The organism is Brevibacillus sp. NPDC058079 (assembly GCF_042885155.1).
GTDB lineage: Bacteria > Bacillota > Bacilli > Brevibacillales > Brevibacillaceae > Brevibacillus.
Window position 1 is genome coordinate 1 of sequence record NZ_JBHVSO010000012.1, and the last position, 13,355, is coordinate 13,355.

The following is a 13,355-nucleotide window of genomic DNA, read 5'->3' on the forward strand; positions in this document are numbered from 1 at the left end:
CCGCTAGCCTCCGAAGAGACTCGCTCGACTTGCATGTATTAGGCACGCCGCCAGCGTTCGTCCTGAGCCAGGATCAAACTCTCCAATAAAGTTTGAAGATGAATCTGACTTCAAGTAAAACACAAGCTTATTTCACAGATTAATTCTATTCCGGTTTTCAAGGAGCATTTTATTCCATCTGTGCCTCAAGCAGAGGCGACGTTTTTTAATATAGCATAGACTAAAACCTAATGCAATAGGGAAAACTAAATAAGTTAAAAAATGACGTCAAAACAAAGGAAGTGAACGAGGGTGCGTGTAGTCAGCTACAACATTCATAGCGGCCGTGACCTCTGGTGGCGAAAACGTCTGAACGAAATGACTCTGACTTTAAAGGACTTGCAGCCAGACATCATCGGACTTCAGGAAGTCCATCAAAACGGAAAGTATGGGTATCAAGCGAGATACATCGCTGATCAATTACAGTATCACTTGGCCTTCTCCCCTTCGATCGCAATAGGAGATGGATATTATGGCAATGCACTACTATCGAAGTACGCTCTTGAAAATGTCGACGCCATCGTTTTGCCAGCCAGAAAAGAGCAACGAACCCTCCTGTATGCATCCTTCCAAGGATTCGGTCGTACGATTACGCTTTGCGTTACACACTGCAGCTTAAATCAAGTAAGCAGACTGGCCCAACTGCAGCTCATGTCCACATTGATACAGCAACACGTAAAAGCCCCATTACTCCTAATGGGGGATTTCAACGCAAGTAATGTGTCCTTTTCACCACACCTGATGGACTGTGCTCTTGTCTCAGGTCAGGAAAAAAGACCAACGCTTCCACCCTTCCGCCGTCGTCTGGACTATATTTTTGCTTCCCATCACTGGAATATTGAGCACTATGAGCTGCTACCTGTCAATTGGTCCGATCATGTCCCGGTCATTGTGGATTTGAGGCTGACGGAATCCCCAGCTCTCGAAGAATAAAACCTTTGACATCTACCAGTCTTGCTGGGAGTGGAAACATCTCCGAAGCACCTGCAATCACTAACGGAATCAGCGAATCTTGCTTATGCAGTGATCCGTGACTTCCTCCACCTAAATGCGTGGGTGCACATTCCGATAAAAATTCATAGCTCTTGGCAGCAGTAACGACTACCACGTCAACGGTCTGCGAGAACAGCGACCCGTATAGCCGAGAAAAAGCATCCGGGTATGTATCAAAAGAAAGACACTCTCCATCATATTGCACATCCAGCACGGAAACGTCCCCTTCAACGGACCAAGAAGAACCGTACGCATCTTGATACTCCCCATTGCGCCAAAAACACATTTCCTGTTGTGTTCCACCCCGACGCACCTTTACCTTCTCGCCCTCTTTCCAAGCAATCAAATCAATTCTTTCTTCCACACTAACCGCTTCTACAATAGAAAGTGAATCCGTTCCATTCACTGGGTACAAAAAAGTCATACGCTCATTATTGCAAATGACCACTTCCACTTCTGATGTCACATCCGTACCAAGCGCATGGATCGAAAAATTCGCCAGAAGATGATCCAACGGAATATTGTGGTCTTCACTTTCTCCGATGACGGTCTGTCCATGATCACTAATCAAAATACATACGTTTCTCTCCAGCATTTGCTCCCATGAAGCGAAGCTATCCAGCAAACGTGCCAATTGCTTGTCCACATCTGCCAGGTGCTGTACGGCATCCTCCGGGGAATTGTGGAGTTTATGATCATTCTCTGGCAGATAGACTAGCGTAAAATGTGGCTGCTGACCGCTACGTATCACCTCAATCATAACATCGATTGCATATGCATCATTAATTCCGTAGCCTTCCAAAGCGGATTGGGAGAAATCCCACGGGACGGTACGAAATAACGCCGGGCGCACCAGCGTCCCCATACTCATGATCGTTGGACCACTCACCTTTTCTCGCAGGGAGAAAGATGTAATTGTATCAAGCAAGGTCGGCATTTTCACCTTATGCTGCTTATGTCCGCGATGGGCGATCACATTGATGGAACCAGATACGAGATTGTTTTCTTCCAGTACCTCATGAATGGTTTTGACATCCTTGCTAAGATGACGTTCATTCAAATCAAAAAGGACATTTCCGCCACAGCTAGAAATACCTATTTTTCGGATAGAAGCGGCCCCATTAATATAATTCACCATCTTTTTCTGCTCTGCATCATACCAAACTAACCCCGGTACTTTGTGCTGATCGGGGTAAACTCCCGTAATGAGGGAGCAATCTATCGAAGCCGTCATCGTAGGGAAAACGGTCACACAATCTGGTATGTACTGGCTATGCTCCATGAAAAATCGAAGTGCCGGTGCTTTATTGGCAGCAATGCATCGCTCCAGAACATCAGGCATCATGGAGTCGATCAGGAAAAGTATGACCTTTTTCATCCGGCTGCCACCCTTCATGTCGTAGTAGTCGTAATAGTCATAGTCGCACTTGATAGTGTTCGATTTTCCATTACCGAGTATACGCCTGAAAAAGAAAAATCCCCTGCTCGCCAAAAGCGACAGGGGAACTTGCTTACGAAGTAAATGCGAGGGTGTTGACACCATTTTTCGTTTGCAGTTTTAGTGCAGGGTACTTCTTCAAATACGGAGCAAGTACCACATAATCTTTTTCGCCAATGGACGGATCACCCAGTAGATGCGAAAGTACAGCAGCTCGGATTTGCAGCCCTTGAGGCGTTTGTTTAAAGAGAGGATCCACTGTTGGGAAAGGAATTCCATTGATGACTGTATCGCCTTCTGCGTCACTCAGTTCCCATGTATTGACGTTCAAGGAATGGAGAGCTTCTACTACTTGTGCTCCATAATCCTCCACAACCATATCCGGTTGAAGTCCTACGTGATTCACCACTGTATGCTTAGGAGTAAAATATTCATTCAGTGTAAGCTTGAGTGCGTCACCTTCCGACAACGGAATAACTTGTTGGGCACTCCCTTTTCCAAATGTTTTGGTACCCACAAGTTTGGCGATGCCATGATCACGCAGCGCACCTGACAACAGCTCAGATGCAGAAGCTGTTCCGCCGTTTACCAAAATTCGCACAGGAATGCCGATATCCTGTCCATTTCGTACCCACGTCTCTACCTCTACCCCATTGCGATTCGTGGTGTACATGAGCAAGCCTTCTTCCATGAAGAGGCTCGCAATGTCCCGCGCTGTGGACAAGTACCCCCCGCCATTATCCCGCAGGTCTAACACCAATCCGGACAACGGTTTTTGCACACGAGAAAGTTCTGCGAGCTTATCCCTTACCTGGATAGCTCCTTCTGATCCGAATGTTTCAAGACTGATATAGCCAACCGCGCCTTTCGTAAACATCTGTCCTTCCGCTTCCGGCAAGGTCATGAAAGCACGCTTCAGCTTTACCTGATGCTCCCGTTTGTCGGATTGACGATAAACAGTAAGAACGGCTTCGGTCCCTTCGTTGCCCTTCAAATAAGCATACGCTTCTTCAAAAGTCTTTCCGACCAACGAGGTCTCATTGACTTTGATCAATTGATCGCCTCGTTGCAAAGAAGATGCTGCTGCTGGAGAATTCGGAACGATTTCACGGATGATAATATGATCTTTTTGAAGCCGCAGACGAAAGCCAAATCCGACGAATTGATTTTCAACGTCAGATTGGAACAGTCGCAATTCGTCTTGGGTGAAAAATACGCTGTGCGGGTCATTGAGTGTGGAGAGCATTCCATCAATCGCCCACGTGTTCATCGTCAGCGTATCAAACCCGCCTTTCTTCTGCCATTCTGCAAGCCTCAATTCCAACTCGTCCCAAGTATCATCTTCTTCAGAAACGTTGAACTGAAGCTGTTTTTTCTGTTCAGCCTGCTCACTGACCTCCTCTAGAGCCCCTTTTACCAATTGTTTGGCTGCCGGCTTGCTCAAGTGGCTCTCCATGACGTGCAAGAACACTTCTTCTGTTTCTTCGTAAGGATACTCTGCCGCTTGCACAGGAAGAACAGTTGTGAGTAGCAGGACAGTCGCTACTGCCCATTGACTAATTCGCTTCATGGTGCCACCCCTTTTCGAACATCATCAGGTATCGAGAATGCAACATTGCTTGTAAAGTCGTAATTGTCAGTACCCGAATAGGCTACATATTCGTCGCCCTCATAAATTTCTTCATAACGCCACGTATGTTTAACAATTTGGTCGCTGGCCCGATCAATATAATACTTGTTCATGAACAAGGGAACGTCTTTTACTTTTCCTTGTCCGAGCGTAACCTTCTTGGATTTCTCTACCAGCATAGAGCCAGGAATCCACTCCGTAATGACATCGTACTTCCCGTACGATTGCTTGTAGTAACGAGCATGAAGCTCCTTGGCACGATCGACTACCTTGACAGCACCAACCCACTCGTGCAAAAAGTCAACTTTGTCCGTTCTATTCTTGTCCCATGTCTGCCGATCCGTATCATACGAGTATTGCGTGTTTGTTTTCCCGTCTGTATAGGAGAGCAGCTTGTCTGATATTAGTTTTTGCGGAGATTGATAAAAGCCGGATATTCTGCTTATTTGTTTTTCCTTGTTAATATCCTGTGTGTATGAGAACGTCAATCCACTCAACACCGCTTCACCCTTCACTTGGTAGGTGTCGGCATTGTCCAACTGGCGCAAAGAGTATCCCAAATCAGAAATAATAGCTGGCTGATCTTTTAAAGACGCAAACTCTTGACGCAACATTTTGTGCAGCTGATTCATTCTGCTGTCTGACGCTTTCGGCTTCATCGCAGCAAGAATTTCTTCTGCCTCCTGCATACGTCCTTCCTGCAAATAATAATAGGAAGTATTCAACAATGCCTCCGGGCTCCTGTCGGCAAATCGCTGGTAACGTGCCAACGCTAGGTCTACCTGACCACTCCTGATTTCCAATGCCCCCACATACATGGCGAGCGATTCCCATTCTTTGGAATCTTGCTTCACTTTTTGTTCATAAGCACTGAGTCGGTCGAGCACTTTTTTGTATTGGCTTTGATCCTTGTTCCCTAGCTGTAAAGCAATATCATACACATTCGCACTCAATAGCCCAAGTGTGTCCGGGAGAATGATTTTGTCTTCGAAGTAAGCGTCGATAGCAAGAAAAGCTTCCTCCAAATTGGTTTCAATCGGTGTCTCAGGATTCCAGCTCAATAAATAGTGAACACCGACTTGATTCGGGAAAGAGGAATCCGCCAACTTGCGTAACTGTTCAAAAGTCTCCTCACTATCATTTCTACTGCGAATAGCGGCAGCCGCATCTACATAAATCTGTTCTTCTGTTGTTTTGGGATCTGTATAGGTTGCGAATAACGGCAATACCTCTTCGACGTCTGGGACCATTGGGAACTTTTTCCCATCGTAATCCAACAGAGGCATGATTCCATCCTGAAGGAAATAATTCACCATGCGATCAGCTGCGACTGCAGCATCTCCCCGCTTCACCCGATCCGTTTTTTCTCCCTCTAGCCATCCCCAGGAACGCACTTCTTCCCAAGCATTTTTACTATCTGGAGACATCGTGAACATTTGCAATATCTTCGCAGCTTCTTCGTTGCTAATCGGCTGATTCGGCTTCATCATCTCACCAGGAAAAATGTACTGAATCGCATTTGGACCGTACAGTCTATCCAAGATCGTGGAAATGCGCAGCGTTGGTTTGTACATCCACGTTAGGCGATCGACATCTTTATACGGCAAATACGGTTCCTGAAAACCTTCAGCTCTCGCCCACTCCGAATGCTCGGATAAGAAAGTAAGCGGATAGATCTGATACTGCCCACCGTAATAAAGACGATCGATCATGACGAGAAATTCCGCACGTGTCATGTCACGATTTGGGTAAAACTTCGGAACATTTGGACCAGCTTCAAACAAACCGAGCTGCACACCTTGAATGATTGCGTTTCTCGCCCAGTGCTTGTTGATGTCATTGTATGGCAATAAGCCCCCAGCCGCTGATGCGACGCCGGGGGTGAGTAAGCTTAACGTTAATAATCCACAAGAAATCGTCCGGATTAGTTTTTGCACATAAAATCCTCCTACACTTCATCTGGCAGGTAACATAAGGTTGATCCTGCTACGTCTTATACAAACTGGAACGGATCTGTGTGCATGCGCGAAGGAATAACCTCTGTTTCGTAACCATTTGCCTGTAATTGTTCAAGCAAAATGGTCGCCAGCTTTTCCTTCATGATTTTTTCGATATTGTGACCAGCATCTACGATCGACAAGCCTTCTGCTTGTGCATCGTGTGCGGTGTGATAACCAATGTCTCCGGTTAAATAAACATCCGCGCCTTTAAAAATGGCTTTGGAAACAAAAGAGCTACCGTCTCCACCTACTACGGCTACTTTTTTGACTGTCGAGTCCAAGTCACCAACTACGCGAAGGCCATGGAGGGAAAACCGTTCTTTGACGAGCAAAGCAAACTCACGCAGCGTCAGTGGTGCTGGCAAAGTACCGATTCGTCCAATTCCGTATGTAGTTCCGGACTGCTCCAAAGGAATGATGTCATAGGCGACTTCTTCGTAGGGATGGGCAGCAAGCATTGCTTTGACCACAGCCGATTGCCTAGAGGCGGGAACAATCATCTCGATGCGAACTTCCTCTGCTTTTTCCAGTTGGCCTGTCGAACCGATATGGGGATTCGTTCCTTCCCCTGGTAAAAAGGTTCCAGTGCCTTCTGTTTGAAAAGAACAGTGGCTATAGTTGCCTACATGCCCTGCACCCGCTCCAGCAAGTGCGGAAAATACTGCTTCCTTATGGGTAGCGGGTACGAATACGACGAGCTTTTTCCATGCCTCTCGTGAAAGAACATCCAGTACATCTACGTCAGTGAGTCCAACCGCTTCAGCGAGCCAATCGTTCATTCCCCCATACGCAACATCCAAATTGGTATGGGCAGTGTATACCGCAATGTCGTGCTTAATCAGCTTTTCGAACACGCGTCCTGCGGCGAGATCCGTCCGGAGGTTCTTGAGTGGTCGATAAATGACGGCATGGTGAGCCACAATCAGGTCTACTCCCTCTGCAATTGCTTCATCCACCACAGATTCCAGCACGTCTAGTGCGATCATTACTTTTTTCACTTTTTTTTGCAAGGTGCCTACATGAAGGCCAATCTTGTCGCCTTCCATCGCCAGCGATTTTGGCGCCAGACGTTCTACATACTGGATTACTGTTTGTCCGTGCGCAAGCATGCGATCACCTCATCGATCCATTTTACTTCTACTTCGATTTCTTTAATTCGTTCTGCTGCTTCCGGCTTGTCCGAACGCTTTAATTGAACGATGACCTTTTGCCATTTTTCTTGCTCATGCAGCCACTTCTCTTGTAAAACTTCTGATTTTACCTCCCAAAGAAATGGACCAATGCGCAGGAGCTCTTGCTGTGTACGATCTTTGCCCTCATAAGGCAAGGTAGGAGTGCCTCGTTCTGCGACGAGAATCTCATAAATCACGCCGTCCTCCTGCAAAATGGACTCCGCGATTAACTGCCAACCATTCTCTATCATCCACAGGCGAACCGCTTCTTCCCCTACGTTTGGTTGCAGAATCAGGCGTTGCACACCTTCCAGTTTGTCTTTTCCTGCTTCCAGAATGGAAACGATTAATTGTCCGCCCATCCCAGCAATGCAGATCACATCTGCTTCGCCAGGCTGTAATACCGCGAGCCCGTTTCCTTTACGCACCGAAGCGCGATCTTTTACCTGCAATGTATGTATTTGTTTTTGTGCCGCTTGAAAAGGCCCTTCATTCAATTCGCCTGCGATCACGAAAGAAGCAATTCCTTTTACAAGCAAATAAGAAGCCAACAACGCATGATCCGACCCGATGTCGGCGACGCGGGCTCCTTCTGGACAATAGCGGGCAATCGTTTGTAGCCGCTTGGATATTGATACTGATGTCATCTGTATATTCACCTTCCGTTGCCTCTATTCTACCCTATTTGGCAGCAATTGCGAAATGCAAATTCCCTAACAGATGATCAGCAAAGAACGACAAAATCCTCGCTGTTGTACCCAGTAGGGACAAGGCAACTAAGGGGACCCTTGGGTAGTAGTCGGGAAGCTTACAGGTGGCCATTATGTTGTATGTAATGTTCGGAAAAAGAAGCAAAGTTTTTAAATATAACGCTATTTTTTGGTATATTATGTAATTTAACTTAATTTTTACCAAATTGTGAACTTTATTTTAATAAATAAATATTTACAAATTTTTTACATATATGTATATTAACGCCATGAACATCATGAACTACACAAACTAAATATCTTTAAGGAGGAGAATAGTTTGAAAAAAAGAACCAGCAAGTGGTGGGCAATGGGATTACTCTCTTCGGCGCTAGTGATGAGTGTCTTCACAGGTGTGGGGGCAGCCAGTAATGAGTCAACCAATGAATTCAGTGGATTAGGTACAGCACGGGTATTAATTCAATCAGATTCGGATGTGAGAAACGGTTATTTTGCTGGACCTTTGGAAGTGCGCCATGATTTTGGAGAAGATGGCTTTTCCCTCGATGTAAATAGCGATCAACTTAACCAACTGAAAAGCGATCCCAACGTAAAAATTACAGTGTTGAAAAAATTAAAGATCGCTGAGTATATAGAAGAAGATCAGGCAAGTGAGCCAGAGTTCTCTCCATTGGCAGTCGTTCCGTGGGGAATTAAAGCAATCTATAAGAACCAGTCCCTCTCCGCTACGACTGGCGGTTCAGATGTTCGTGTTGCAGTCCTGGATACTGGCGTGTATACGCAGCACCCGGACCTAACCGCTAACTCAGAGCAGTGCAACGATTTCACGCAAGCTTCTTCTCCTGTCGTTACCGGTGCTTGCAATGATGCGCATGGTCATGGAACACACGTCGCTGGAACTGTTCTCGCTGATGGCGGCGGTGGCGCAGGTATTTATGGTGTAGCACCAGATGCAAAGCTATGGGCATATAAAGTATTGGATGACTCAGGCTCCGGCTATGAGGATGACATTGCCTATGCAATTCGTTACGCCGCTGACCAGTCCGCTCAATTAGGCGTGAAAACGATCATCTCTATGTCCCTTGGCTCTAGCAGTAAGAGCACCCTTATGGCAAATGCCATCACTTATGCAAACCAGAAAGGTGTATTAGTCGTCGCTGCGGCTGGTAACTCTGGACCGACGGTGAATAGCATTGGCTACCCTGGAGCATTAGTGAATACAGTAGCCGTAGCAGCGTTAGAGAATGTTCAACAAAACGGAACCTACCGTGTGGCTGACTTCTCTTCTCGTGGCAAGAGCGGGCAAGCGGGAGACTACGTGATTCAAGAACGTGATGTGGAAGTATCAGCACCAGGACGCGCTATTCAGTCTACATGGAATAACGGAGGCTATAATTCCATCAGCGGAACCTCCATGGCAACACCACACATTTCTGGTTTGGCTGCAAAAATCTGGGCATCCAATCCATCTTGGAGCTATCAAGATGTTCGCGTAGAATTGCAAAAACGCGCGACAGGAAATGACATCAAAGGTGGCTCAAACGCTGCTGTAGGGGACGATATCGCTAGTGGATTTGGATTCCCAACTGTACAATCTGGCGATCAATAAAAAGTAAAAAACAAAAAAAGAGCCATGGCTGTCAGTTTACGCTGGCAGTCATGCTCTTTCGTTGTCAAACACGGAAAGGCTAGCACCCGATTTCTCTTGCGATAACATTACGTAAAATCTCTGAAGTACCCTCACCGATCTCTAACAGCCGGGCATCGCGGAAAAATCGTTCCACCTGATACTCCCGCATATAACCATAGCCACCGTGAATCTGAATGGCCTGATGAGTAGCAGACATGGCAATCTCCGAAGCATACAATTTTGCCATTGCTGCTTCTTTCGTAAATTTGCGACCATGATCCTTCAACCAAGCTGCTTTATAGACCATTGTTCTCGCCAGCTCAATTTGCATCGCCATATCCGCCAGCTTGTGCTGAATCGCTTGAAAATGACTCAAGGAATTTCCAAAAGCCGTTCTTTGTTTGGAGTATTGCAGTGCCTTGTCGTAGGCAGCTTGTGCTATTCCTACAGCCATAGCGCCGATCCCGATTCGTCCACCATCAAGTGTAATGAGGAACTGCTTGAAGCCTTCGCCCCTCTTCCCAAGGATGTTTTCCTCTGGCACCCGGACATTTTCAAGAACGAGCTCGGTCGTATTGGAGCTGTGCAAGCCGAGCTTTTCATAGTTCGCCAGCACTTGAAAACCAGGTGCATCAGTCGGAACGATAAAAGCAGTAATACCGCGTGAGCCCTGGTCTTTGTCAGTTACAGCTGTCAGGGCGAGAAACGAAGCATAGGAGGCATTGGTAATGAAGCATTTGGAGCCATTAATCGTCCACTCTCCGTCAGCCAAGACCGCATTCGTCCTCGTACCACCTGCGTCAGACCCTGCATTCGGTTCCGTCAAGCCAAACGCACCAAAGCTTTCGCCGGAACAGATTTTGCTTAAATAGTTCAGCTTCTGCTCTTCCGTTCCAAACAAAGCCAACGGTGCGCCACCTAACGAAATATGAGCCGAATACGTGATTCCTGTAGAGCCGCATGCACGACTAAGCTCTTCTACAACGATCGCAAAACTCGTGGAATCGGCTCCCGCACCCCCATATTTCTCAGAGAAAGGAAGACCCATCAAGTTCAGTTCGCTCATCTGCTTGAATATTTCGACAGGAAATTGTTTGGATTGATCGCGTTCATCTGCTCCTGGTGCCACTACCTCATCAGCAAATTCGCGCATCATTTTTTTCAACATTTGTTGTTCTGAAGTCAAATCGAAGTTCATGATCGCTGCCCCCTTGAAAACGCTTTAGTAAAGATCCATCAAGAAACACACAATTTTGACTGAGCGTTTGTTCAGAATACTCTTACCATTATACACCACGATTTGAAATTCATGTGGTAATTTCACGAAAAAAAACACGCCTATGATCGGCGTGCTCCTAATAAAATTGCTCCCAAAAAAGATACAGAGGCTGCTATGAATCCGAGACTGTATGTATTTACACCCATAAACTTGGCTACTGTTTCTCCACCCAAAAAAATAGCCGCCAGCAAAATACCGATTAATACTTTCCACTTGTTGTTCATCTATTCACCCCGTTTGCTCTCTTCTGAAATTGTAACAGATAAGAAGGGAGAGGAAAACGAGAAGTCACGCAGAGTCCTACAGTCGCAACCACGCATACCAATATCCACGCGTGAAGAAGAACAATGTTGACGCGATGAACACCTTAATGAACAGCAGCAATTGAATCATATCCCGCTTCGCTTCTTGAATATACAGAGCCTGTATCTCAGCACCAAAGAAAAAGGCAAGTCCACATACAGCAAATACTCCCGCCCATTTCGCATTGGCCTTATTCATCAAGAAGCCCATACCTGTGAGCAAGCACGCAAGCGGTACCCAGTACAACTCCGATTTCCACCATGTATAGTCCATCCCTACCCGCTGAACGGTTGTAATGCCATATAAGATGGCCAAACCCAGTAACCCTGCATAGAGCAAATAAGCATAGCCGAAAACAATTGCGCTGATGCACAGTAACATGCAAACGAAGCCTAAATAGAACAGGACAAACGGCATACTACCATCCAGTTTTTGGATACAATAAACGCCCCCTGCGATCAAGATCAGAAAAGACAAAGCCAGGAATAAATGCGTCAATGGCGGGGCTGACCTTCGATAAACGAGTCCCAGAATATAGAAAACAAGAGCGAAACAGGCAAAGATGGTAATTTGCATTGGGGTTTGAAAACGGTTAAAATGAAAAGCAAGTAAGATCAAACCAGCAATGACAAAGGCACCAAGGAGCCATGCCACTACCATTTTCCCCGTCACTGGAGAGATAGTTCTAGGTGAATATGTATTTGTGACAGATGATGTTGAATTGACTTTTCCTGACAGCACACCCGGTGCCGTTCCCATTCGCTCATTCCCGCCTGCGGACGCCGGTGTATTTGGCCGATCCCCTTCTGTATACAGATTTAACAAGAAGATGCAGTAATGTTCAGGCAGTAAATGGTTGCGCCGCCAGTTTTCAATTTCGGCGATAATCGTGCGCTTGCGCTGGTCGTCCAACGCGGCCCCTCCTAACTACGACAAAAAGTGTTTACCTTCATGAATAAGAAAAGCCTACGTCGGCTAACGTAGGCCACATACTTCTTATATCGGTTATTCCAAGAAATCTTTTAAGCGTTTACTTCTACTCGGATGACGCAATTTGCGAAGAGCTTTTGCTTCGATCTGACGAATCCGTTCACGGGTTACGCCAAACACTTTCCCTACCTCTTCTAACGTCCGTGTACGACCGTCATCTAATCCAAAACGCAGACGCAGTACGTTTTCTTCCCGGTCTGTTAATGTATCCAATACATCTTCCAACTGTTCCTTCAAAAGTTCATAGGCAGCTGCATCAGATGGTTCCAATGCATCCTGATCCTCAATGAAATCACCTAAGTGGGAATCGTCTTCTTCCCCAATTGGGGTCTCCAGGGATACTGGCTCTTGAGCAATCTTCATGATTTCCCGAACTTTTTCCGGAGTGAGATCCATTTTTTCAGCGATTTCCTCTGGCATAGGTTCACGACCTAGCTCTTGCAGAAGCTGACGGGAAACGCGGATTAACTTATTGATCGTTTCCACCATATGAACCGGAATCCGGATCGTTCTGGCCTGATCTGCAATGGCACGGGTAATCGCTTGACGAATCCACCAGGTCGCATACGTACTGAACTTGTAGCCTTTGCGATAGTCAAACTTTTCCACCGCTTTAATCAGACCCATGTTTCCTTCTTGAATCAAGTCGAGGAATAGCATGCCGCGTCCTACATAACGCTTCGCAATCGATACAACCAATCGCAAGTTCGCCTCAGCCAGACGTCTTTTGGCTTCCTCATCACCTTGTTCAATTCGCTGTGCCAGTTTAATCTCCTCTTCTGCGGAGAGCAGAGGAACTCGACCAATTTCCTTCAGATACATCCGTACAGGGTCATTGATCTTAATTCCAGGTGGAACGGAGAGATCGTCATAGTCGAATTCTTCGTTGTCCTCGTCCTTGATGATCATTTGATCGACTTCATCGTCGTCATCTTCATTCTCATTGTTGTTAATCTCAATGCCTTGATCACCAAGATATTCAAAAAACTCATCCATTTGATCAGAATCCTGCTCGAAACCTGCCAGGCGAGCAGTAATCTCCTTATACGACAGTGCGCCGCGTTTCTTGCCTAATTCGACCAACTGTTCCTTCACTTGTTCGATGGACGTTGCTTCCATGTCGGAAGTAATATTTTGCTTGTTCATCTACTTTCCCTCCTTCCCCGGGAAT

The 13,355-nt window shown here is 46.3% G+C and carries 11 protein-coding genes and 1 rRNA gene; 2 read left to right on the forward strand and 10 right to left on the reverse strand.

The window, feature by feature from the left end; genetic code table 11:
• Positions 1–89: ribosomal RNA gene (locus ACFVS2_RS27445) — 16S ribosomal RNA — on the reverse strand; the annotation flags it as partial.
• Between the two features lie 202 nt (positions 90–291).
• Between ACFVS2_RS27445 and ACFVS2_RS27450 the strand changes: the two genes are divergently transcribed.
• Positions 292–972, forward strand: a complete 681-nt coding sequence (locus tag ACFVS2_RS27450) for an endonuclease/exonuclease/phosphatase family protein (protein WP_390239554.1) — start codon at positions 292–294, stop codon at positions 970–972.
• On the opposite strand, the gene ACFVS2_RS27455 is transcribed toward ACFVS2_RS27450, so the two are convergent.
• The 5 genes from ACFVS2_RS27455 to ACFVS2_RS27475 form a co-directional block, all read right to left on the reverse strand.
• Positions 926–2,410: an alkaline phosphatase family protein gene (locus tag ACFVS2_RS27455; protein ID WP_390239555.1), complete on the reverse strand. Its 1,485-nt coding sequence runs from the start codon at positions 2,408–2,410 to the stop codon at positions 926–928. The two genes, ACFVS2_RS27450 and ACFVS2_RS27455, sit on opposite strands and share 47 nt — an antisense overlap.
• Positions 2,411–2,543: 133 nt before the next feature.
• The gene (locus tag ACFVS2_RS27460) at positions 2,544–4,040 is read right to left on the reverse strand and encodes a S41 family peptidase (protein WP_390239556.1); all 1,497 of its coding nucleotides are present in this window, start codon (positions 4,038–4,040) and stop codon (positions 2,544–2,546) included.
• On the reverse strand, positions 4,037–6,037 hold the full coding sequence (locus tag ACFVS2_RS27465; RefSeq protein WP_390239557.1) for an S-layer homology domain-containing protein: 2,001 nt from the start codon (positions 6,035–6,037) through the stop codon (positions 4,037–4,039). Before ACFVS2_RS27465 ends, ACFVS2_RS27460 begins: the two co-directional genes overlap by 4 nt.
• Before the next feature lie 56 nt (positions 6,038–6,093).
• Positions 6,094–7,209 carry a Nif3-like dinuclear metal center hexameric protein gene (locus ACFVS2_RS27470; RefSeq protein ID WP_390239558.1) on the reverse strand — a complete coding sequence of 372 codons (1,116 nt, stop codon included), beginning with the start codon at positions 7,207–7,209 and terminating at the stop codon, positions 6,094–6,096.
• The gene (locus ACFVS2_RS27475; protein WP_390239559.1) at positions 7,185–7,919 is read right to left on the reverse strand and encodes a tRNA (adenine(22)-N(1))-methyltransferase; all 735 of its coding nucleotides are present in this window, start codon (positions 7,917–7,919) and stop codon (positions 7,185–7,187) included. Before ACFVS2_RS27475 ends, ACFVS2_RS27470 begins: the two co-directional genes overlap by 25 nt.
• Positions 7,920–8,301: 382 nt before the next feature.
• Between ACFVS2_RS27475 and ACFVS2_RS27480 the strand changes: the two genes are divergently transcribed.
• On the forward strand, positions 8,302–9,591 hold the full coding sequence (locus ACFVS2_RS27480; protein ID WP_390239560.1) for a S8 family peptidase: 1,290 nt from the start codon (positions 8,302–8,304) through the stop codon (positions 9,589–9,591).
• A gap of 79 nt (positions 9,592–9,670) precedes the next feature.
• On the opposite strand, the gene ACFVS2_RS27485 is transcribed toward ACFVS2_RS27480, so the two are convergent.
• The 4 genes from ACFVS2_RS27485 to rpoD form a co-directional block, all read right to left on the reverse strand.
• The gene (locus ACFVS2_RS27485; protein ID WP_173620710.1) at positions 9,671–10,810 is read right to left on the reverse strand and encodes an acyl-CoA dehydrogenase; all 1,140 of its coding nucleotides are present in this window, start codon (positions 10,808–10,810) and stop codon (positions 9,671–9,673) included.
• Between the two features lie 140 nt (positions 10,811–10,950).
• Entirely contained in the window at positions 10,951–11,115 is a 165-nt protein-coding gene (locus ACFVS2_RS27490; RefSeq protein WP_017247756.1) for a hypothetical protein, read from the reverse strand.
• 76 nt (positions 11,116–11,191) lie between these two features.
• On the reverse strand, positions 11,192–12,106 hold the full coding sequence (locus ACFVS2_RS27495) for a hypothetical protein (protein ID WP_390239561.1): 915 nt from the start codon (positions 12,104–12,106) through the stop codon (positions 11,192–11,194).
• Between the two features lie 93 nt (positions 12,107–12,199).
• Positions 12,200–13,330: an RNA polymerase sigma factor RpoD gene (gene rpoD, locus ACFVS2_RS27500; protein WP_007727582.1), complete on the reverse strand. Its 1,131-nt coding sequence runs from the start codon at positions 13,328–13,330 to the stop codon at positions 12,200–12,202.
• Positions 13,331–13,355 lie beyond the last annotated feature (25 nt).